This window comes from Bradyrhizobium sp. UFLA01-814 (genome assembly GCF_046718885.1).
Taxonomy (GTDB): Bacteria; Pseudomonadota; Alphaproteobacteria; order Rhizobiales; family Xanthobacteraceae; genus Bradyrhizobium; species Bradyrhizobium elkanii.
Map to the genome: position 1 here is coordinate 18,909 of NZ_JAQOSR010000023.1, position 22,004 is coordinate 40,912.

General features: G+C 64.5%; 21 protein-coding genes. 4 read left to right on the forward strand and 17 right to left on the reverse strand.

What is annotated here, in order from left to right; translation table 11 throughout:
- Window positions 1–321: 321 nt before the first annotated feature.
- The 8 genes from PMN64_RS09810 to PMN64_RS09845 form a co-directional block, all read right to left on the reverse strand.
- Complete coding sequence (locus PMN64_RS09810; RefSeq protein WP_411780540.1) at window positions 322–1,563, reverse strand: SMP-30/gluconolactonase/LRE family protein; 1,242 nt, start codon at window positions 1,561–1,563, stop codon at window positions 322–324.
- Between the two features lie 326 nt (window positions 1,564–1,889).
- Window positions 1,890–2,513 (reverse strand): flavin reductase family protein, encoded by a 624-nt coding sequence (locus PMN64_RS09815; protein ID WP_411780541.1) that lies wholly within the window; start codon window positions 2,511–2,513, stop codon window positions 1,890–1,892.
- A gap of 160 nt (window positions 2,514–2,673) precedes the next feature.
- Window positions 2,674–3,282, reverse strand: a complete 609-nt coding sequence (locus PMN64_RS09820; protein WP_028338595.1) for a TetR/AcrR family transcriptional regulator — start codon at window positions 3,280–3,282, stop codon at window positions 2,674–2,676.
- A 21-nt stretch (window positions 3,283–3,303) separates the two neighbouring features.
- Entirely contained in the window at window positions 3,304–6,441 is a 3,138-nt protein-coding gene (locus PMN64_RS09825) for an efflux RND transporter permease subunit (RefSeq protein WP_411780542.1), read from the reverse strand.
- A 56-nt stretch (window positions 6,442–6,497) separates the two neighbouring features.
- Window positions 6,498–7,604 (reverse strand): efflux RND transporter periplasmic adaptor subunit, encoded by a 1,107-nt coding sequence (locus tag PMN64_RS09830; RefSeq protein ID WP_411780543.1) that lies wholly within the window; start codon window positions 7,602–7,604, stop codon window positions 6,498–6,500.
- 363 nt (window positions 7,605–7,967) lie between these two features.
- The gene (locus PMN64_RS09835; RefSeq protein WP_304496931.1) at window positions 7,968–9,293 is read right to left on the reverse strand and encodes an MFS transporter; all 1,326 of its coding nucleotides are present in this window, start codon (window positions 9,291–9,293) and stop codon (window positions 7,968–7,970) included.
- Between the two features lie 238 nt (window positions 9,294–9,531).
- Window positions 9,532–10,695, reverse strand: coding sequence for a winged helix-turn-helix domain-containing protein (locus tag PMN64_RS09840; protein WP_411780544.1), 1,164 nt, complete (start codon window positions 10,693–10,695; stop codon window positions 9,532–9,534).
- A gap of 79 nt (window positions 10,696–10,774) precedes the next feature.
- On the reverse strand, window positions 10,775–11,017 hold the full coding sequence (locus tag PMN64_RS09845) for a hypothetical protein (RefSeq protein ID WP_411780545.1): 243 nt from the start codon (window positions 11,015–11,017) through the stop codon (window positions 10,775–10,777).
- A gap of 158 nt (window positions 11,018–11,175) precedes the next feature.
- Here PMN64_RS09845 and PMN64_RS09850 point away from each other — a divergent pair, with 158 nt between their 5' ends.
- Window positions 11,176–11,808, forward strand: coding sequence for an OmpA family protein (locus tag PMN64_RS09850; RefSeq protein ID WP_411780546.1), 633 nt, complete (start codon window positions 11,176–11,178; stop codon window positions 11,806–11,808).
- Window positions 11,809–11,871: 63 nt separating this feature from the next.
- Here PMN64_RS09850 and PMN64_RS09855 read toward each other — a convergent pair whose 3' ends face one another.
- From PMN64_RS09855 to PMN64_RS09870, 4 genes are all read right to left on the reverse strand, one after another.
- Window positions 11,872–13,176: a phospholipid carrier-dependent glycosyltransferase gene (locus PMN64_RS09855; RefSeq protein WP_411780547.1), complete on the reverse strand. Its 1,305-nt coding sequence runs from the start codon at window positions 13,174–13,176 to the stop codon at window positions 11,872–11,874.
- A 224-nt stretch (window positions 13,177–13,400) separates the two neighbouring features.
- Entirely contained in the window at window positions 13,401–13,889 is a 489-nt protein-coding gene (locus PMN64_RS09860) for a VOC family protein (RefSeq protein WP_028338587.1), read from the reverse strand.
- Window positions 13,890–13,919: 30 nt separating this feature from the next.
- Window positions 13,920–14,342: a VOC family protein gene (locus tag PMN64_RS09865; RefSeq protein WP_035630843.1), complete on the reverse strand. Its 423-nt coding sequence runs from the start codon at window positions 14,340–14,342 to the stop codon at window positions 13,920–13,922.
- 117 nt (window positions 14,343–14,459) lie between these two features.
- A complete protein-coding gene (locus PMN64_RS09870) occupies window positions 14,460–15,476 on the reverse strand; it encodes an alpha/beta hydrolase (protein ID WP_411780548.1) in 1,017 nt (338 codons plus the stop codon).
- A 217-nt stretch (window positions 15,477–15,693) separates the two neighbouring features.
- On the opposite strand from PMN64_RS09870, the gene PMN64_RS09875 reads away from it, so the two are divergent.
- Window positions 15,694–17,220, forward strand: coding sequence for an amidohydrolase family protein (locus PMN64_RS09875; protein WP_411780549.1), 1,527 nt, complete (start codon window positions 15,694–15,696; stop codon window positions 17,218–17,220).
- A 137-nt stretch (window positions 17,221–17,357) separates the two neighbouring features.
- On the opposite strand, the gene PMN64_RS09880 is transcribed toward PMN64_RS09875, so the two are convergent.
- Together PMN64_RS09880 and PMN64_RS09885 are read right to left on the reverse strand one after the other, a co-directional pair.
- Window positions 17,358–18,095: an enoyl-CoA hydratase/isomerase family protein gene (locus PMN64_RS09880; RefSeq protein ID WP_028338583.1), complete on the reverse strand. Its 738-nt coding sequence runs from the start codon at window positions 18,093–18,095 to the stop codon at window positions 17,358–17,360.
- 132 nt (window positions 18,096–18,227) lie between these two features.
- Complete coding sequence (locus PMN64_RS09885; protein ID WP_028338582.1) at window positions 18,228–18,746, reverse strand: cupin domain-containing protein; 519 nt, start codon at window positions 18,744–18,746, stop codon at window positions 18,228–18,230.
- Between the two features lie 146 nt (window positions 18,747–18,892).
- Between PMN64_RS09885 and PMN64_RS09890 the strand changes: the two genes are divergently transcribed.
- Window positions 18,893–19,096, forward strand: a complete 204-nt coding sequence (locus PMN64_RS09890; protein WP_411780550.1) for a CsbD family protein — start codon at window positions 18,893–18,895, stop codon at window positions 19,094–19,096.
- A gap of 57 nt (window positions 19,097–19,153) precedes the next feature.
- Here the strand turns inward: PMN64_RS09890 and PMN64_RS09895 are convergent, their stop codons facing one another.
- From PMN64_RS09895 to PMN64_RS09905, 3 genes are all read right to left on the reverse strand, one after another.
- Window positions 19,154–20,161 (reverse strand): D-2-hydroxyacid dehydrogenase family protein, encoded by a 1,008-nt coding sequence (locus PMN64_RS09895; RefSeq protein ID WP_411780551.1) that lies wholly within the window; start codon window positions 20,159–20,161, stop codon window positions 19,154–19,156.
- A gap of 46 nt (window positions 20,162–20,207) precedes the next feature.
- Window positions 20,208–20,666: an FKBP-type peptidyl-prolyl cis-trans isomerase gene (locus PMN64_RS09900; RefSeq protein WP_028333243.1), complete on the reverse strand. Its 459-nt coding sequence runs from the start codon at window positions 20,664–20,666 to the stop codon at window positions 20,208–20,210.
- 63 nt (window positions 20,667–20,729) lie between these two features.
- Entirely contained in the window at window positions 20,730–21,824 is a 1,095-nt protein-coding gene (locus PMN64_RS09905) for an NAD(P)/FAD-dependent oxidoreductase (RefSeq protein WP_411780570.1), read from the reverse strand.
- Here PMN64_RS09905 and PMN64_RS09910 point away from each other — a divergent pair.
- The gene (locus tag PMN64_RS09910) at window positions 21,756–21,956 is read left to right on the forward strand and encodes a hypothetical protein (RefSeq protein WP_411780552.1); all 201 of its coding nucleotides are present in this window, start codon (window positions 21,756–21,758) and stop codon (window positions 21,954–21,956) included. The two genes, PMN64_RS09905 and PMN64_RS09910, sit on opposite strands and share 69 nt — an antisense overlap.
- Window positions 21,957–22,004: the final 48 nt, after the last annotated feature.

Consider the following 22,004-nt stretch of genomic DNA (forward strand, 5'->3'; position numbering starts at 1 on the left):
CTTATCGGAAAGTGCCGTTCACCGGTGAACACTTCGCTGTTCAAATAAAGCGAAATTGACGCGGCCCAGGCGCCATTCTGTTAACGGCAGGCCACGCGTTCAGTTCCGAAAGCTGAGGTGCGACAATCAGGTAGCGGGGCGATAGCGAATCGCGCGGGACGGCCAAGGAGGCCGCTCTGGCGGCCACCTCTCCCTTGGGAGAGGTCGGCGCGCAGCGCCGGGTGAGGGGTTGCGGTCTCTCGTTGGAGCGGCTCCCCCTCACCCGATTTGCTGCGCAAATCGACCTCTCCCCGCTGGGGAGAGGTGAAGTGAAAACCGAGATCAGGCCGGCCCCGCTCCCTGGGTTGCGGTATAGACCGCGTAGAGCGACTGGCTTGCGGCCATGAACAGGCGATTGCGCTTGGGGCCGCCGAAGGTGATGTTGCCGCAGACCTCGGGCAGCCGGATGCGGCCGAGCAGCTTGCCTTCGGGCGACCACACCGTCACGCCGCTGTAACCGACCGCGCGGCCGGCATTGCTCGAGCACCAGACATTGCCGTTGACGTCGCAGCGGATGCCGTCCGGTCCGCACTTCACGCCGTCGATCGTGAAATCGCTGAACCGCTTGCCGTTGGAAAGCTTGTTGTCGGCGCCGACATCGAACACGAAAACGTCGCCCTTGCCGCCGGGGCCGCTATCGCCCGGTCCCTTGCCGGTCGAGACCACGTAGAGCTTCCTGTAGTCCGGCGAGAAGCAGAGGCCGTTCGGATCGGGCACCTGGTCCTCGCTGACCACGAGATCGATACGGCCGGAGGGATCGATGCGATAGCAATTGGTCGGCAGCTCGCGCTTGGCCGGCACGAAGCCCGCCGGCTGGCCGATCCGGGGATTGAGCTTGCCGGCCGGATTGCCCGGGCCACCCGCGGCGTCGGGTTCGCCCTCATAGAGCTGCCCGCCATAGGGCGGATCGGTGAACCAGTAGCTGCCGTCGGGATGGGCGACGATGTCGTTCGGCGAGTTCAGCCGCTTGCCTTGATAATTATCGGCAAGCACGGTCGCGGTGCCGTCATTCTCGTAGCGCGTCACGCGGCGGGTGAGATGCTCGCAGGACAGCTGGCGGCCCTGGAAGTCGAACGAATTGCCGTTCGAGTAGTTCGACGGCATGCGGAAGACGCTGACATGGCCGTCATCCTCCGACCAGCGCATCTGCCGGTTGTTCGGGATGTCGCTCCACAACAGATAACGGCCCTGCGAACTCCAGGCCGGGCCTTCCGCCCACAACAGGCCGGTGTGGAGGCGCTTGATCGAGGTGTTGGGCTGGGCAAGGTCGTTGAAGGATGGGTCGACCGCGATGATGTCGGGGTCCCAGAAATAGGTGGTCGGCGCACCGCGCGGACTGAAATCGCGCGGCGGGCTGGTGATCGTCGTCGGCGGCCCGACCGGCGCGGGCGCATTCTGAGCCAGCGCGCTGCCCATGCCCGCGACGGCGGCGGCGGAAGCCGCCAGCCCCTGAACCAGCGTGCGTCGTGAAACATTCGGATCGCGTTGTTCTTCGTTCGGATCGCGCCGCGGTTGGCGTGTCATCGCATCCTCCAACTCTGTTGGCCGGCCGTTGATCCGGCCTGGCGGGTGGAGGTTAGACTGCTCCCGGAGAGGTTGCGAGTGACGGTTTTTCATCCCCGCGCGCGGAAATTTCACATTGTTGTGGTGCGGGCTGTCGTTGCGGCGCGACGTCTCTTACCTCGCCCCGCTTACGGGGAGAGGTCGGATTGCATCGCAAGATGCAATCCGGGTGAGGGGTACAGGTCTCACGACGATCATAACTGGTGGAAGCAGCCCTCACCCTACCCTCTAAGAGCGAGCTTCGCTCGTCTCGACCCCGCAAGAGCGGGGCGAGGGAGAAGGAAGAGCTAGTCCGGCCGGATCATCTCGAACATGTTTTCCGGCTTGATCTCGAAGTAGTCGCCGCGGCGGCCGGCGCGGACGATCGGGTGCGCGAGACCGGTCTGGTAGACGCCGTCCTTGATGAAGGCCTTGTCGATGTGGACGGCGACGACCTCGCCAAGCGTCAGCCAGGCCTCGGCCTTCTTGCCGTCGGCGCCCTGGAGCTGGACGATCTGGCTCACCTTGCATTCGAACGACACCGGGCTTTCTGCGACCCGCGACACGTTGACGAGCTTGCCGGCAACCTGCGTCAGTCCAGCGAGCTTGAACTCGTCGACATCGCGCGCGACATGCGCCGCCGTCGCGTTCATGTGCTTGGCGAGATCCATCGTCGCCAGATTCCAGACGAACTCGCCGGTGTCCTGGATGTTGGCGACGCTGTCCTTCCAGTTGGTGGAGGAGAAGCCGATGATCGGCGGCACGTAGCAGAACGCGTTGAAGAAGCTGTAGGGCGCGAGATTGACGTTGCCGCCCTTGTCGCGCGAGGAGATCCAGCCGATCGGCCGCGGCGCGACGATGGCGTTGAACGGGTCGTGCTTCAGGCCGTGGCCGTTCTTCGGCTCGTAGAAATGCAGGTCTTTGGCAGTCACGGCTGGCCCCTCTCACGTAGCCCGGATGGAGCGCAGCGTAATCCGGGACGGTCTCGCAAGCGGAAATGGCCCCGGATTGCGCTGCGCTCCATCCGGGCTACAAACCCGATTTGCCTGCAATGCAAGAAGAGTCAACTGACGAAAACGTCAGGGCTGGCGCTCAATTGGCGCGGCTGCGCGGCGACAGGCCGGCGATCACGAAATCGATCATCTGGTCGATGGTCGGGCCCGGCTTGGTGGCACATTGGGCGATCATCTGCGGGTGGAAGAACCGCATCATCGCCGTGCAGGCGCACAGCGAGGCGAGTTGCAGGTCCGTGATCTCGAACTCCCCCGACGCGGCTCCTTGCGCGATCACCTCGCCGATAATGGAGGCAATACACTCCATATGGGCGACACAGACGTCCCAGTCCTCCTGCATCGCGATCTCGACCATCTCGTGCAGCTTGGAGTCACCGACATAGCGTTCGGTGTTCATGCGATTGATGGTCGTCATCAGCTGGCGCAGGCGCGGCGCCGCCGGCCCCTCCGAGCGCGCGATGCGCTGGGCCTCGATCTCGACCTCGCCCATCAGGCCGCGGGCCACGCTTTCGTGGATCGACTTCTTCGAATCGAAGAAGCGGTACACGTTGGCGGGGCTCATCCGCAGCTCTTTGGCGATGTCGGCGACCGTCGTCTTCTGGTAACCGATCTGCCGGAACAAGCGCTCCGCCACCACGAGAATCCGCTCGCGGGTGTCGGTTTCGCTATGTTCCGAGATCAGTGTCATGTTGGCCTGCTCAATCTTCAATTATTCGGCCGCCTCAGCAAGCGGAAATGCGCGTTGCGCATCGCCGGCATGCTGCGGCGCAGTATCGGCTTGCTCGGAGCCGCTCTCCTCGAGGGTCTTGCGGAACCAGAGGGCGTAAAGGCCCGGCAGATACAGCAAGGTCAGGAAAGTCGCAACAAACAAACCGCCCATGATGGTGATCGCCATCGGGCCCCAGAACGCCGAGCGCGACAGCGGGATCATGGCGAGGATGGCGGCCAGGGCCGTCAGCACCACCGGCCGGGCGCGCCGGACGGTGGCTTCGACGATCGCCTCGCGCCGGGTCAGGCCGGACGCAACGTCGCTCTCGATCTGATCGACCAGGATCACGGCGTTGCGCATGATCATGCCGGCAAGCGCGATCAGGCCGAGCAGCGCCACGAAGCCGAACGGCTGGTTGGCGACGTTGAGCCCGAGCGAGGCGCCGACGATGCCGAGCGGCGCGGTCAGGAACACCAGGAACAGGCGCGAGAAGCTCTGCAGCTGGATCATCAGCAGCGTCAGCATCACCATCACCATCACGGGGAAGAGGATGAAGATCGACGCATTGCCCTTGGCGGATTCCTCGAACGCTCCGCCCGGCTCGATCCGGTAGGCCGGCTCGAGATGGGCCTGGATGTCCTTCAGCTTCGGCGAGATCTGGTTGGTGACGTCGGGCGCCTGCACGCCGTCGACGACATCCGACCGCACGGTGATTGCCATGTCGCGGTTGCGCCGCCACAGGATCGGCTCCTCATGCGCGTATTCGATCTTGGCAATCTGCTGCAGCGGCACGGCGACGCCGTTGCGCGTGGTGATGGTGAGATCGCCGACGCGGCCGAGATCGAGCCGCTCGGACGGTACCGCGCGGGCGACCACGCCGACCTTCTCGATGCCGTCGCGGATCGTGGTGACCGGCGCGCCCGAGATCAGCATCGCCAGCGCCTGCGAGACGTCCTGCGGGGTCAGGCCGAGCGCGCGCGCCCGATCCTGGTCGACGGCGAGCTTCAGGTAGGGCGACTGCTCGTTCCAGTCGAGCTGGACGTCCTTGACGTTCTTGTTCTGGCGCATGACGTCGCGCACCTGGTAGGCGATGTCGCGCACCTTGTTGGCATCGGGGCCGATCACGCGGAACTGGACCGGGAAGCCGACCGGCGGACCGAAATTGAAGCGGTCGACCCGGACCCGCGCCTCGTTCAGCGCGCCATCGGCGGCGGCCTGCTCGATCTTGGCCTTGACGCGCTCGCGCGCCTCGACGTTCTTGGCGAGGATCACGATCTCGGCAAAGGCCTCGTTCGGCAGCTGCGGGTTGAGGCCGAGCCAGAAGCGCGGCGAACCCTGGCCGACATAGGCGGTGTAGGTCTGGATGTCGTCATCGCCCTTCAGCAGCCCTTCGGCCTTCTTCACCGTCTTCTCGGTGACGTTGAAGGCGGTGCCCTCGGGCAGCCGCAGCTGCAGGAACAACTCGGGCCGCTCCGACAGCGGGAAGAACTGCTGCTGGACGTGGCCGAACGCAACGATGGAGGCAACGAAGACGCCGACGGTCGCCGCCACCACCTTGATGCGGTGATCGACGCACCACTGCACGACGCTGCGCAACCCGCGATACATCCGCGTCTCGTAGATCGCGTGCGGATCGTGGTTCTGGTGCACCTTGATGTTGGGCAACAGCTTGACGCCGATATAGGGCGTGAAGATCACCGCGACGAACCAGGACGCGACCAGCGAGATCGCCACGATCCAGAAGATGCCGCCGGCATATTCGCCGACCGCAGAATTGGCAAAGCCGATGGGGAGGAAGCCAGCGGCCGTGACCAGCGTTCCCGTGAGCATCGGAAACGCGGTGGATTCCCAGGCAAAGGACGCCGCCTTCATGCGGTCCCAGCCTTGCTCCATCTTCACCACCATCATCTCGACCGCGATAATGGCGTCGTCGACCAGAAGGCCGAGCGCAATGATCAGCGCGCCGAGCGTGATGCGGTGCAGGTCGAGCGACATCGCGTTCATCACGATGAAGACGATACCGAGCACCAGCGGCACCGACAGCGCGACCACGATGCCGGTGCGCCAGCCGAGCGCGACAAAGGAGACGAACAGCACGATCGCGAGCGCCTCGACGAAGGAGTGCACGAACTCGCCGACGGCGTGCTCGACCACCTTGGGCTGGTCGGCGATCTGCTGGACATCGACGCCCTGCGGCACCGCCTTCAGGAACTCGGCGGTCGCCTTCTGGACCTCCTTGCCGAGCTCGAGGATGTTGGCGCCCTTGGCGGTGACGACGCCGATGCCGAGCGCCGGCTTGCCTTCCTGACGCACCACGAAGCTCGGCGGATCGACATAGCCGTGAGAGACGGTCGCGATATCGCCGAGCCGGAACACGCGGCCGTTGCTCTCGACCGGCGTTTCGGCAACCGCCTTGACGCCGTCAAGCGCGCCGGTGACGCGCAGCGGCACGCGCTGCGATGAACTCTCGACGGTACCGGCCGGGGTGACGTTATTCTGCTTGGCGAGCGAGTCGAACAGCGCCTGCGGCGTGATGCCGAGCGTCGCCAGCTTGGCATGCGAGAACTCGACGAAGATGCGCTCGTCCTGGGTGCCGTAGAGATCGATCTTGGTGACGCCCGGCACCTTCAGCAGGCGCTGGCGAAAACCCTCCGCGACCTTCTTGAGCTGCGCATAATTGGCGCCGTCGCCGGTCATCATATAGAGGATCGAGTCGACGTCGGAGAATTCGTCGTTGACCACGGGACCGAGGATGCCGGAGGGCAGCTCGCCCTGCACATCGACCAGCTTCTTGCGCAACAGATAGAAGAGATAGGGCACGTCCTTCGGCGAGGTCGAATCCTTGAAGGAGACCTGCATCGCCGTGAAGCCCGGCTTGGAATAGGTCTGCACCTTGTCGAAGAACGGCAGCTCCTGCAGTTTCTTCTCGATCGGATCGGCGACCTGCATCTGCATTTCCTGCGAGGTCGCGCCCGGCCACATCACCGAGACGTTCACCACCTTGACGGTGAAGAACGGATCCTCGGCGCGGCCGAGCTTCTCATAGGAGAAGAAGCCGGCGGCGCCGAGAATGATCATCAGGAACAGGACCAGCGTCGGATGGCTGACCGCCCAGGCCGAAAGGTTGAAGCGCTTCATCGAACTCTCCAAGTTCTAGACCAGTCCCAGAACCGTTTCCGCTGCGATTGCGAGGGTTAGAACGACAGCGACGACACGACCCGCACCTTCTGGCTCGGATCGAGTTTCTGCACACCGAGGGCGACCACCTTGGCGCCATCGTCGACGCCGCCCGAGATGACGACGTTGTTGCTCTCGTAGGCCTTCACCTTGACCGGCTTCAGCGCGATGTCGCCCTTGTCGTCGACGATGTAGAGCGAGGGATCGCCGCCCTGGCTGTACAGCGCCGACAGCGGCAACTTGGCGACGCGCTCGCTCGCCTTGTCGGCCAAGGTCAGCGTCGCGGTCATGCCGAGCGAAACCGCCTCGTCGGCGTCCGGCAGCGAGAATTTTGCGAGATAGGTACGGGTAGCGGGATCGGCCTGCGGCGCGACCTCGCGCAGCCTGGCGGCATAGCTCTTCTTGGCGTCCGACCACAGCGTCACCGTGGCTACGCCCGACCTGGCACGAGCGAGAAGCGTCTCGGGGATCGCGACGACAGCTTCCTTCTCGCCAAGTCGGGCGACACGGATCGAAGCCTGGCCCGCGGCAACCACCTGGCCGGGCTCGATCATGGTCGCTGTGACGACACCCCGGGTGTCGGCCACCAGCGTTGCGTAAGAGAGGGAATTCTTGGTCAGCTCGACCGAACGCTCGGCGCGGTTCAGTCGGGCGCGGGCCTCGTCGCCGGCGGCCTTGGCGGAGTCGAGCGCCGCATCGGTGGTCCAGCCCTTGGCCTTCAGATCCTTGGCGCGCTGCTCGGCGGCCGCGGCCTGCGCCAGCACGCCGGTGGCGGCGCGGAACTCCGCCTCGGCCTGCTCGGCCTGCAGCTTCAGGTCGACCTCGTCGAGGGTGGCCAAGGGCTGGTCGACGTCGACTGTCTGTCCGACCTCGACCAGCCGCTTGGCCACCTTGCCGGCAACCCGAAAGCCCATATCGGCTTCGATACGGGGCTTGATGGTGCCGACAAAGCTGCGCTCAGGGGTTTCGGCTTCATAATGGACGGTCGCCACCAGAACGGGGCGCCCCGGATCGGCAACTTCGGCCGCCTTTTCATTGCAACCGGTCAGCGCGAACACCGCAAATGCCAACGATGCTCCCGTCAAGAGCCTGTAATAGCTCGAGAAAACGGAACGAACGAACATCTGAAATCTCCATCGGGCTGACGACTGATGAAGAGTATCGATTTATCACTGATGAATGTCAATATTCGTCAGTGATAACCAATTCGTGAGCGAGGGTCGGATTTGGCGGTGCAGAGTTCGGAAAATGCGTAGCCCGGATGAAGCCAACGGGTCGCGCGAACGCGCGCCCGATGACCGGCTCAGCGAAATCCGGGACCTCACCGGTGGCGTGAGGATACCCGGATTACGCTACGCTTCATCCGGGCTACAGCATCGACGGTCCGTAGGATGGGTAGAGCGCAGCGAAACCCATCAACTTGCCGCGGGTGCCATGATGGGTTTCGCTTCGCTCTACCCATCCTGCGAAGGTCTACGCAGTTGTCGCTACTTCGCGCCGGCGAACTCGGTCTTGGTCTCGTGGCTGCCGAGGAAAACCAGCAGGCCCGCGGCAAGCGGCAACAGCGAGAGCACCAGCAGACCGGTCGACGTGCTTCCGGTGGCTTCCTTGACCCAGCCGATCAGATAGGGCCCGCCGAAACCGGCGAGGTTGCCGATCGAGTTGATCAGCGCGATCGCGCCGGCCGCGGCGGTGCCGGAGAGCCAGGCGGTCGGCAGCGTCCAGAACACCGCGAAGGTGCAGAACACGCCGATCGCGGCGACCGTCAGCACCACCATCGTCATGACCGGATCGGTGATGTAGCTGGAGACGGCGAGCGCCAGCGCCGTCAGCAGCAGCGGCGCGCCGACATGGAACACGCGCTCGCGCGTGGCATCGGAACGGCGCGCCCACAGGATCATCGCGACGGTGCCGAATGCGTACGGAATCGCGGTGACGAAGCCGGTCTGCGCATTGGTCAGCCCGAACGCCTTGACGATCTGCGGCAACCAGAACTGCATGCCGTAGAGCGAGGCGACGAAGCCGAAATAGATCGCACTGAGCGCCAGTACCTTGGGCGAGGACAGCGCCTCGCCCAGCGTGAAATGCTTCGCCGCCTGCTTGGCCGCGACCTCGGCGTCGAGCTTCGCCTTGAGCCACGCCTTCTGCTCGGCCGAGAGCCAATCGGCCTTCTCCGGCCGGTCGGTCAGATAGAACCAGGTAACGATGCCGAGCAGCACCGAGGGAATGCCCTCGATGACGAACAGCCACTGCCAGCCCTTCAAGCCCATCACGCCGTCGAGGCCGAGCAACAGGCCGGAGATCGGCGCGCCGATCACGGTCGAGATCGGCACCGCGAGCGCAAAGGCGGCGAGGAAGCGCGCACGATACTCGGCCGGATACCAGTAGGTCAGATAGAGGATGATGCCGGGGAAGAAGCCGGCCTCGGCCACCCCGAGGAAGAAGCGCAGCGCGTAGAAGCTGTGCTCGTCATAGACCGCCGCCATCAACGCCGAGAGGATGCCCCAGCTCACCATGATGCGGGCGATCCACCTGCTGGCGCCGAACCGCTCCAGCGCCAGGTTGCTCGGCACCTCGAAGATGAAATAACCGATGAAGAAGATACCGGCGCCGAACGAGAAGACCACCGGCGAGAACTTCAGCTCGCTGTTCATGGTGAGCGCGGCGAAACCGAGATTGACGCGGTCGAGATAGGAGAAGAAGTAGGCCAGGATCAGGAACGGGATCAGCCGCCAGGAGATCGCGCGGATCGTCGACGTCTCGATCTCGCTGCGGGCGCCGCGATCGGGCGCGATGGTTGCTGTCTGGCTCATGAGCTTTCCCCGGGTGTTGCTTGCCGTGAGGATTATTGGCTGGCCACGCATTGAGCAATGGCAAAAACTCATAGCTCACAGCGCAAACGGGAACCCTGTGCGTTTTGTGCACGGCGTCGTTGCGAGCGAAGCGAAGCAATCCACTTATCCGCTTGTGGCGCGATGGATTGCTTCGCGGAGCCTGTCATCGGGCGCGCGTTCGCGCGACCCGGTGGCTCGCAATGACGGAGAGCCAGCCCTATTCAGCCAGCTGGAAGCGCTCGAAGCGGTCGAGCTCTTCCTCGATGCGCCGCTTCAGCTCCTTGCGTGCCGCCTGCTTCTTGCCGTTGCCGACCCAGCTCCATTTCTGCATCAGGAGCTTCTTGTTTTGCCGGTCGGTCTTCAGGTCGAGGGCGGCGACGATCTCGTCGCCGACCAGCACCGGCAGCGCGAAATAGCCGAACAGGCGCTTCTCCTTCGGCACATAGGCCTCGAAACGGTGGCCATAGCCGAAGAACAGCTCGGTGCGCTTGCGCTGGATGATCAGCGGATCGAACGGCGAGAGGATGTGAACCAGAGTGGGATCACCCTCGCCGGTCGCTTCCAGCACCTCGGGCCGAGCCCAATGTTCCTGCTTGCCGGCGCCTTCCAGCGCGACCTGGACCAGCTCCTTGCGGCGCAGGCGCGCCTCGATCAGGCTGCGCACCGCCTTCTTGCTCGGCGCGTCGAGATGGCAGATCGAATCCAGGCTGACGATGCCCTGCGAGCGCAGCGCGCGGTCAAGCAGATAGGCGGTCCGGGCCGAGGCCGGGGCCGGCTTCGGCGGCTTGTCCCAGCCGAAGTGCCGGGTCATCAGCTCGTAGGTCTTCAGCATGCCGGCACGCTCGCTGATCGTGACCACACCGCCATAGAAGGCGAGCTGCAGCGCGCGCTTGGAGGGCTTCCGGCTCTGCCAGAGATGCTCTTTCTCGGTCAGCACGTCGTCGTCGATGTCGCGGATGGTCAGCGGACCGGCACGGAGCAGCCGCAGCACCTTGCGCGTATCCGCCGGGGTCACCGACGAGAACCATTTGTGGCCCTCGCGCTTATGCGCCTTCATCGCCGGCAGGAAGATGCCGATGTCCTTGGACGGAATGTAGGACAGCGCGTGCGTCCAGTACTCGAACACGCTCTTGTCCCGGCTCTGCGCCTGCTTGAGGTCGGCGCGGCGGTAGTCCGGAATGCGGGTGAACAGGATGTGGTGATGGCAGCGCTCGATCACGTTGATGGTATCGATCTGCACATAGCCGAGATGATCGACGGCGGCCGCCACCGCTGACGCCCCCTCCCCGAACGGCGCCTTTGTATCGAGCCGCTGCGCGCGCAGCCAGATATGGCGGGCGCTAGCATTGTTCAACGAAAGGGGTTCGGCGGCGCGGGGCATTGCCCCAGCAATGTAGTGAGATTCGCGCCGCTGTGGAGAGCCGCGCGAGGGAAATCAGCTCCGCATCATTCGGATGCGGCTACGTCGATCCGACGACCCGCCGCAACCACGGAACGCCCCCGATCGCCGCGGCCAGGGCCGCGCCTTCCTCATGGAAGATGCGGGACGAATGACCGCCAACCGGAAACCAGCCGCGGCCATCTTCGACGTCCCGCCGATATTCCTCGAAGCCGATGCTGCCGTCCGGGCGCAGGAAGATATCGACGCAGCGCGAGGCGTCTTCGTCATTGATCGAGCGGAGGACGCGATTGACGTGGGCCATGATGTCCTCGCTCTCCCGTCTGCCTGCTTGGCGCAAGGCGGGACGGCACACCGAACCGTGACCCAGATCACATTCCGGGCTTTGAACCGGTCCTATTCTCCCAGCATCAAAACGACAGCAAGCCGGATTGGCTAGCCCGACATTTGAGGACGAAAACCATGACCCGCTCTTTTTCCTTGTCTCTTCTGACAATCGGCGCCGCGCTGTCGATGACGGCGGGCGTCGCACTGGCCGGCAGCGAGACCGTTCCGGCCGCACAGATCCTCAATGCGCTGAAGCCGAAGTCGGCCACCCGCGGCCTTTCCGCCGGCACGCAGGTCGACCCGGCCGCTTCCGCCAAGGAGGCGAGCTTCCTCAACACCGTCCGCAACCGGCAGACCCGTTCGTTGTCGCGCGTTGAACGCCAGGAGATCGCCGACATCGCGGCGAACAAGCCGAAGATCGATCTGGAGATCCACTTCGACTACAACTCGGCCGACATCAGCAAGGGCTCGACCCAGGCGGTGCAGGAGCTCGGCAAAGCGCTGTCCGATGCCAGCATGAAGGGCTCGACCTTCGTCGTCGCCGGCCATACCGACGCGATCGGCGGCGAGGCCTATAACCAGGACCTGTCGGAGCGCCGCGCCGACACCATCAAGAAATATCTGGTCGAGCATTACGGCTTGAACGGCTCGGATCTCGTCACCGTCGGCTACGGCAAGACCCGGCCGAAGGACCCGAGCGCGCCGATGGACCCGACCAATCGCCGCGTGCAGGTCGTCAACATGGATACCAAGACCGCGTCGCAGTAATCTCTTTGCATTCTCGATCCGCCTGCCATGCCCGGCAGGCGGATCACTTTACTTGAAAGACTGTCATATCCAGCTCTGGAACAGCATCAGCCGGTTGAACGTCGCCATCGACGTCTCGATGACACCGGCCGTGACCGGCAGCATCGCAACAAACCCTGCGCATCCAACCGCGACGAACGCCCACAGCAGCCAGCGCGGCGAACCCTTGCGCGTCAAGGCGTAGACCAGCACGAAACTCGCGGTGGTCGCCGCGGGCAGATAGTAATAGATGAAACCGAGCGTGCGCGGCAGCAGCGCCCAGGCGAGATACGGGCCGAGGTAGAACGCCAGCACGAGAAATGCATCACGGCCGCGCCCGACGATCCAGTCGCGCAGCGCAATGATCAGCGCGATCAATGCCGGCCACAGCACCAGCGGGTTGCCGAGGAACACGATCGCGGCGAACCTGTCGTCGCCGACCTTCTCGAACAGGTACCAGACCGGGCGCACCAGGAACGGCCAGGACGGCCACGAGCTCATATAGGTGTGGCCCGCGATGGCGGCCGTGGTGTTGTCGGCAAAGATGCGGCGCTGCGCCTCGATGATATCCGTGAAAGAAAGGCCATAGAGTGGCACGAAGGTCGCGAGATAGGCGGCCGCCGGGATCAGCACGAAGCAGACGATGACGTGTTGAACACGAAAATCCGGCCACAGCTCCGGCCGGTACCAATCCTCCGCATTGGCGTCGGCAAAGCGCGTGCGCCAGCCCTGCATCAGGCGGATCACCACGATGATCGCGATGCAGGTCGCGAGCACGAACAGCCCGCTCCATTTGCTGGCAGTGGCAAGCCCCGCGAAGAATCCCGCCAGCGCAAAGGCGGATTGCGGCCGCTTTTGCCTGAAGCCGTGGACGAACGCCGCGATCGCGAACAGGCCGAAGGCGAGCGCGAAAATATCCAGCATCGCGATCCGCGACTGCACGAACAGCATCTGGTTGAAGAAGGCGAGCAGCACGGCTGCGATCGCGCGTTGCTGCGACGCGAACAGCGCAAGCCCGCCGAGATAGACGCCGACCAGCGCCAAGGCACCGAACAGCGCCGCGGGATAGCGCCATCCGAGCGGCCCATCGCCGAACGCCGTGATCGAGAGCGCGATGATCTCCTTGGCGAGCGGCGGATGCATCGGGTTGAGGATCGGGCCCTCGCGCACCGGCAACAGCATCTGCCGCGCCGCCGGCACGTAATGCACCTCGTCGAAATAGAGCTTGTCCGGCGCGGTGATCCCGAACAGCAGCACGACATGGGCCACGATGAAGACGATGGCCGCGACGATCGCCGTGCGCGCGGCGGGACGTCGTGGAACAGAAGGAGATTTGGATACGATGTTCAAAGGGCAAGCACGGTGCGAGGGGAACGCAGCTTGCGACAATTATACGATATCAGCTGCATCCGCGATCCGTCGCCACGGTCATGTGACGGAACCATCGTGCCCATACTGTCTTGCCCCGCTTCATGCGGGGCATCCAGCGCGCCGCGGCCTATCGGCCGAGCACCGACGTCTCTGGAATACTGGATCGCCCGGTCGGAGCCGGGCGATGCCAGCGAAGCCCTACCTCACGCCGCCGCCTCGCCCTCATAGGCCCGGCGCAGGCCTTCGATATCGAGCTTGATCATCCCGAGCACGGCCTGCATCACGCGCGCAGCGCCGGCGGCGTCGGAACCACCGAGATATTGGCGGACCGCCGCCGGCACGATCTGCCAAGCGACGCCGTAGCGATCGCGCAGCCAGCCACACTGCTCGGCCGTGCCGCCGGCCGCGAGCAACGCGTCCCACAGGCGATCGACCTCGGCCTGGTCCACACAGTCGATCGCGAACGAGACCGCGTGGGTATGCTCCATCCTCATCCCGCCGTTCAGCGCCATGAAGCGCTGACCGGCGAGCGTGAATTCGACCAGCAGCACCGTGCCGGCCTTTCCACCGGGGCTGTCGATGACGTTCTTCTGGACGGTCTCGATCCGCGAATTGGGCAGCAGCGAGACGTAGAGGTTCGCGGCCTCCTCGGCCTCGCCGTTGAACCACAGGCAGGGAGATACCTTGGACATGCTTGAGCTCCTCGTGATGGCAGGATGCGATCAGGCGGTCGCCGCGGCGGACTGCGCCTTCATCGCCGCCTCGACGTCCATCCACATCACCTCCCAGATGTGACCATCGGGATCCTCGAAGCTGCGGCCGTACATGAAGCCGTAATCCTGCTGCGGCGACGGATCGGCGTTGCCGCCCGCGCCCGTTGCCTTGGTGACATAGCCGTCGACCGCGTCGCGGCTGTCGGCGGACAGGCAGATCAGCACTTCGCTCGTGGTCTTGGTGTCGGCAATTTTCTTCGGGGTGAACTCGCGGAACTTGTCGTGTGTCAGCAGCATGACGTGAATCGTGTCGGAGATCACCATGCAGGAGGCGGTGTGGTCGGAAAATTGCGCGTTCTTGGTCGCGCCGATCGCCTCGTAGAACGCAGTGGCATGGGCGAGATTGCTGACCGGCAGGTTGACGAAGATCATTTTGGGATTGGCCACGCGAAGAACTCCTGTTGGCGGGGTTGTGCCCCGAGGACGAACCGCATAGCCGGATCCCGACATCGCCGTGCAGATTTTTATTGCGGCGTCCTGCCGCAGGTTTCAGGTCACGATCGGCGCCGGCATGGTCAGGAATGCCCGCGTCACATGCCAGAACAGCTCCCGATTGGTGGCAAGCGCCACCGAATGTGCGGTGCCGGGCAGGATGACGAACTGCCGGTCGCCGTTCGGCAGCTTGTTGAAGAACTCCTCGAGGTCCGGAACAGCGGCGATGCCGTCATATTCACCCCGGACCAGTAGCACCGGCGCCAGCACCTTCTCCGGATGCACCACCGGCAAATTGGCGGTCATGTCCAGATAGGTGCCGGTTGGGATCTGGTCGCCGAACTGCATCTCGACATCGGCCAGCACCTCGACCACGGCAGGATCCGACGTGCCGGGCCTGTCGCGGGTCGCGATCGATCGGATCATGTCACGGTCGCGCTTGCGCATGTTGTGGCTGCGGTAATAGGCGAGTTGCTCGGCGCGCTTTGCCAGCGTCGGCGAGCCCTCGCCCTTGTAGGTGAAGGCCGCGAACACCAGCCGGTCGATGCACTCGGGCGCGGCCATCGCGAAAGCGCCGGCCCGCAGCGCGCCCGAGGATTCACCGACGAAGTGATAGCGCCTCTGCCCGGTCTCACGCGCGATCACCTCGACCGCGGCCTTCAGATCCTCGACGCCGCTCGCAATATCCGCATTGCCCGAGGTGCGGCCGGACTTGCCGTAATTCTCGTGGTCCATGGTCCAGCAGTCGAAGCCGTAGCGGGCAAATGTGTTCAGCAGCGAATACTCGCCCTTGCCGGGCACCGTGAGGTCGAACACCCGTGATGTCACCGACGAGCCGTGCACGAAGAACACCACGGGCCGCGCCGGCTCGCCCGGCTTCGGCGCGCCGATCCGCTTGCGGAACATCCACAGCGGAACGTCACCCTTCTTCGCCCAGTATTCGTTGCTCCATATTTCTCCCTCGGCAGGAACCGCGCTCGCGGCCTGCGCCCGCGCTTCGCCGAGCATGCCTGCTGCCGTCGTAACGACAATGCCCTGGATAATGCTGCGCCGCGAATGATCTGACGGCATCATGGTTCGCCTCCCTTCCGGATTTCTTCGTCCGATCCGGTGCAATCGAGCATAGCAGCGCGCAAGGCAGGCCGCGCGACGCCGGCTTCTCGGCGCGGCAGATAGGATGCACGATTTTGTGAACGCGGTTTCCGGCAAACTGCGCGGACGACGGACGGACTTGGTCCTAGTCTCCGCCGCGATCCGACCGGAAAAATCCGGCGAGAAGCGGGAGCGAAGAATGAGCAGCAATCTCACCGACGAAGAACTTGCCGCCTTGATGCCCTCCGAACTGTGCCGGCACCAGACGCCGATCCCGACCCAGATCGTCTCCAGCGACGAATTCTATCCGGACCCGCAGAACGAACGTCAGCGCGAGGTCGAGGCGCGGCTGCTTGCGATGGCCGACGATCTCGGCGGCAGGCAGGGCCTCGACCGCCGCAGATTCTTCCAGACCGCGGCCGGCATGGCCGCCTCCTTCGTCGCGATGAACCAGGTTTACGGCGAGCTGTTCGCTGTGACGCCGGCGGAGGCCGCGACACCCGCGATGGCGCAGGAGCGCGCCAACTCCCTGAAAGACCAGTTCATCATGGACATGCACACGCATTTCCTGCGCGACGACACCCGCATCATGGGTTTTGTGGAAATGCGCAAGGCGGTCGGCAAGGCCGGCTGGAACAAGGAGCTCAACGATCACGAGCAGACCATCGAGGATCTCAAGTTCAACAACTACAAGAAGGAGATGTTTCTCGATTCCGACACCAAGATCGCGCTGATCTCCTCGGCGCCGTCGGATATCGAGCAGGACTGGTTCCTGACCAACGAGCAGATGGCCGACGCGCGCAAGAAGATGAACGACGAGGCCGGCTCGCGACGCGTGTTCTGCCACGCCATCTTCACGCCCGGGCAGCCCGGCTGGCTCGACAAGCTCGACGCCGCATTGGCGCTGAAGCCGGAATCCTGCAAGGGCTACACGATCGGCGACAACACCCACAAGGAGATCAGCCGCTACCCCTGGCGGCTGGACGACGAGAAGGTCGCCTACAAGGGTTATGAGAAGATGGTGAAGGCGGGCATCAAGAATGTCTGCGTCCACAAGGGACTGTTTCCGCCCGGGATCGAGAAACAGTATCCGAATCTGCGCGGCTTCGCCGACGTTGCCGATGTCGGCCGGGCCGCCAAGGACTGGCCGCAGCTCAACTTCATCATCTACCACTCGGCCTATCGCCATGTCGGCGGCGATCCGAAGGTCGCGCTCGCCGAGTTCGAGCGCACCGGCCGCATCGCCTGGACCTCGGATCTCGCCGACATCCCGGCGCAGTATGGCGTCAACAATGTCTATGGCGACGTCGGGCAATTGTTCGCGACCACGCTGGTCGCCGAGCCCAATGTCTGCGCCGCGCTGATGGGTACCTTGATCAAAGGGCTCGGCGCCGACCACGTCTGCTGGGGCACCGATGCGCTGTGGACCGGCGCGCCGCAATGGCAGATCGAGGGCCTGCGGCGGCTGGAAATCCCGGAGATGATGCAGAAGAAGTTCGGCTATGCACCGCTCGGCCCGGCCGACGGGCCGGTGAAGACGGCGATCTTCGGCGACAACAATGCCCGGCTCTACAACATCCAGCCGAAGCGCGCGATGCTCGACCTCAAGGGCGATCGCTTTGCGATGATGAAGGCGCAGTATGAGAAGGCAGGCCCCGAACCGTCGAACACACGTTACGGCTATGTCGTGCCGAACGGTGTGATCGATCACCAGGTGTTTGTGTAAGTCTCACCCTCCGTCGTTCCGGGGCGACGCGCAGCGTCGAGCCCGGAATCCATTTCGCAGCGATTGTTGCGGCTAGATGGATTCCGGGCTCTCGCTTCGCGAGCCCCGGAATGACGAAACTATAGCCGCCTCTCGCCCTATCTCCCCGTGAAATTCGGTTTGCGCTTCTCGCTGAACGCCTTGGCGCCTTCCTTGAGGTCCTCGCTGTCCTTGATGGCGTCGAGCTGCCGGCGCACCTCCGCGACCGTCTCCAGCGGCCCCTTCGGCATCGCGTCGCGCGCGAGCTTCTTCAGCGCTTGCACCACCAGCGGCGCGTTGCCGGCGATCTTGGCCGCCAGCTCCTGCGCCGCCGCAAGGTGCTGGCCCGGCGGCGTGATGCGGTTGACGAAGCCGATCTGGTAGGCCCGCTCGGCCGACAGCTCCTCGCCGACAAGCAGGAACTCCATCGCGATCTTGTGCGGCATGCGCGCCAGCACCGAGGAGACGCCGCCACCGGTGGTGCCGATCTTGGCTTCCGGATAGACGAACCGCGTCGTCTCCGAGGCGACGCAGATGTCGGCCATCTGCACCAGAACGAAGCCGCCGCCCACCACCCAGCCCGACGTCGCCGCGATCACCGGCTTGTCGAGCTCGACGCCGAGCCCGGGCACCGCCTGCCACATATTGGCGGGGAAATCCCGGACGTCGGCGCCGACACAGAAGTACTTTTCCTCGGCCGAGGCCAGCACCGCGACGCGGTCATCACTGTCGCGAAAGCGCCGCCAGGCCTGCTGCAACTCGTCGCACAGCGCGTTGTTGAGCGCGTTGTGCGACGCGACGCGGTCCATCGTGATGGTCGCGACGTGGTCGGCGCTCTCGTAACGCACGAGCGTCATGCTGGCCTCCTACCCTAGACTGTCATTCCGGGGCACGCGAAGCGTGAACCCGGAATCTCGAGATTGTGGCGCGAGATTCCGGGTTCGATGCTGCGCATCGCCCCGGAATGACGTTGCAGCTCAGCCGCAACGTCACTTCTTCTCGTCGGGATGGCGGTGCACCGGGTCGACCCACAGCACGGTCTCCGGCTTCTCGATCGGCTCGATGTCGAGATTGATCGCCACCGCTTCGCCGTCGGAGCGCACCAGCACGCATTCCAGCACCTCGTCGCGGCTGGCATTGATCTCCTGATGCGGCACGTAGGGCGGCACGAAGATGAAATCGCCGGGGCCGGCCTCGGCGGTGAACTGCAGCTTCTCGCCCCAGCGCATCCGCGCCTTGCCCTTCACGACATAGATGATGCTTTCGAGATGGCCGTGATGATGCGCGCCGGTCTTGGCGTCCGGCTTGATGCTGACGGTGCCTGCCCACAATTTCTGCGCGCCGACCCGGGCAAAATTGATCGCGGCCTTGCGGTCCATCCCGGCGGTCGACGGCACATTCGGATCGAGCTGGTTGCCCGGAATGACGCGGACGCCGTCGTGCTTCCAGCGCTCATCGTCGTGATGGTGATGGTCGTGGGAATGGGTGTGATCGTGGGAACCGCTCATCGTTCTTGCTTTCGTTGGTCTCATTTCGTGCGTGGAACGCTAGCGAAAAGCGGGCGCGCAGGCGAGCGGAAAATCGGAACGTTGCCAAATCGGAACATCGCCATGTGCCGGCGCGTTACCTCAGCGTATTCCGAAGGAGTAATTTCATGGGTAGCACGACCGATAGGATCAAGGGCACGACCAACGAGGCGATCGGCAGGTTCAAGCGGCGTCTTGGCAAGGTCACCGGCTCTCCCGCGATGCAGGGCAGAGGCGCGATCCTGGAAGCCAAGGGCAAGGGACAGAGGGCACTCGGCGGCATCAAGAGGATCGTCGGCAGGGTGACCGCCGCGGCTCACTGGCCTCGCTGAACGAGAGATGACACGGCTGCCCCATCGAGCCGGCCGTTCGAGCATGAGCGATGCTGGTCAGCCGCTCGGGCGCGAACGTGCCAGCACATCCGGATGTGCCAGCACATCCGGATTGACGACGTTGGTCGGCGTACCGGCCGCGTAAGCCAATATCTGATCGAAGATGTCGGTGAACTGGATCTCGTACTCGTCGCGCGAGACGTAACCGAGATGCGGCGTGCAGACCACATTGTCCATGTTGAGCAGCGGGTCCGCCGTGTCGCGCAGCGGCTCCTTCTCGTAGACGTCGATCGCGGCCATCCCGGGCCGGCCAGCACGCAGCGCACTGACCAGCGCGCCGGGCTCGATCAGCGGCGCGCGGCTGGTGTTGACGATCAACGCGGTCTGCTTCATCCGCGCGAGGTCTTCCGCCTTGACGATGCCGCGCGTCGCGTCCACCAGCCGCATATGCAGCGACAGCACGTCGCAGCGGGCGAAGAAATCCGCCTTGCTGGCCGCGGTCTCATAACCGTCGGCACGCGCCTTCGCCATCGCCGGCTCGCGCGCCCAGACCAACACGTTCATGCCGAACGCCTTGCCGTAACCCGCGACCACCGCGCCGATGCGACCATAGCCATAGATGCCGAGCGTCTTGCCGCGGAGCGTATGACCGACGCCGATCTGCCACTTGCCCGCCTTCAGCGCCGCCATCTGTTGCGGGATCGCGCGCATCGCCGCGAGGATCATGCCCCAGGTGAACTCGGCGGTGGCGTAGGACGGCGTATCGGCATGCTGGCTCGACGACACGATGATGCCGAGCCGCGTGCAGGTGTCGATGTCGATATGGGGATAGACGCTGCGCTGGCTGATCAGCTTCCGCTTCGGCAGACGTTCGAGCAGCGGCGTGCGGATCTTGGTTCGCTCGCGGATCAGGACCAGCGCGTCGGTATCGCGCAGCCGCTCGGCGAGTGCATCGACGTCCTGGACATGATCGTTCCAGATTTTGACGTCGTACCCGCCGAGCTTGCGGTAGCAATCGAGGGTGCGCAGCGTGTCGAAATAATCGTCGAGGATCGAAATCTTCATCGCTGCGCCCCTGTTGTTTCGGGCCGGTTATTTGACGCCCATCAGCTTATTTTACGCCAAGCAGTTCGACGTCGAACATCAGCGTGGCGTTCGGCGGGATCACGCCGCCGGCGCCACGCGCGCCGTAGCCGAGGTTCGGCGGGATGATCAGGGTGCGCTTGCCGCCCACCTTCATGGTGGCGACGCCCTCGTCCCAGCCCTTGATCACGTGACCCTGGCCGATCGGAAACTCGAACGGCTCGTTGCGATCGACCGAGGAGTCGAATTTCTTGCCCTTCTGGCCGTTCTCGTAGAGCCAGCCGGTGTAGTGCATGACGCAGGTCTGGCCGGTCTTCGGCGAGGCGCCGGTGCCGACCTTGCTGTCGATGATCTGGAGGCCTGAAGCTGTGGTCATGGGCTTTCCTGCAGTTTGGGCCGTTGCCGTCCCGCTGACAACGGACGTGGAGACTGCCGCCGCAAGGCCGGCGAATGCAGTCTTGATGATCGTGCGTCGGGAAGATCGCATCTTGCACCTCTCGTGAAGAACGGCCGTCTCTAGCCCAGCGCGGGCCAAATCCCTAGCCATTTTTCAGTGACCGGCCATGCCGCCGTCGCGGTCCAGCGCAAAATCGTCAAGCAATGGCGACGACGCGCCTGCGATCAGATCGCCGATCAATTGCGCCGCCAGATAGGAGAAGGTGATGCCGTTGCCGCCATAGCCATACGCGGCATAGACGCCCTTCGCACCGGGCACCTGGCCGATCAGTGGCAGGCCGTCGCGCGTGGTATCGAACGTTCCGGCCCAGCGATAATCGATCTCGGTGTCGGCAAACGGCCATAGCGCGGCAAGGCGCTTCGCCAGCGCGCGCGATTTCTGCGGGATCAGGCGGTCGCGTGCGTCGGGCTCGATGATCTCGTCACTGTCCTCGCCGCCGACGATGATGCGGCCTTCCGGCGTCGTGCGCGCGTAAAGATAGTCCTTCGCGCACTCCCAGATCAGCACGCCGTCCTTCCAGATGTTCTGCGGCTGCGGCGCGGTCGCGATCGCCCAGCTCGAGGACACCGCCTGGACTCTGGAATGAACGATGTCCGGCATCGCATAGCCGGTCGCCAGCACCACGGCTCTCGCGGCGATTTCGCGGTCATTGTCGAACCCGACCGTGACCGCCGCGCCTGCCGGGTCGAAGGCTGTGGCCTCGGCATCGAACGACCGCGCACCGCGCGCGATCGCGAGCCTGAGCAGACTGTGGGCAAGCTGCAGCGGATCGGCATCCGCCGCGCCGGATGACACAATCGCGGCGGCGCGCGCCATACCAAATATCTCGAGCAACTGCCCGTGGTCGAGGAAGTCGCCGGGCAGGCCGGCGCGGCTGCGCAGCCGGTGTTCGTCGCGCAATTCGGCCGCGGAGCTTCCGGTCGCCAGATAGAGCGAGCGTTTGGTCCTGATCCCGCTCGGAATGTTGGTGCTGCGGACCAGCGACAGCAGGCCGGTTACCGCCGCCAGGCTCGCGCGGTAGGCGCGGACGGCGCGTTCGAAGCCGTAGATCGCGGCCAGCTCGACCAGCGGACGATCGATCTCCCAGAGCAGCATCGAGGTGCTCGCCGCGGTGCTGCCGTGGCCTGGATGCTCGCGATCGACGATGACGACGTCGAGCCCCTGACGCGTCAGCCGCTCGGCGACCAGCGCACCGGTGATGCCGGAGCCGACGATCAGCGCATCGCAGGAGAGATTTTCAGCGAGCGGCGGCGGACGCTTCGACGCCGCACGCCAGGGTGGAGAGCCGCCACGCAGATCGGCCTGTTCGGTTTCGTCTGAATCGAGGGTGCGGATGGCGGACCTCGCGGGGATGGGCTTTCAGCACCA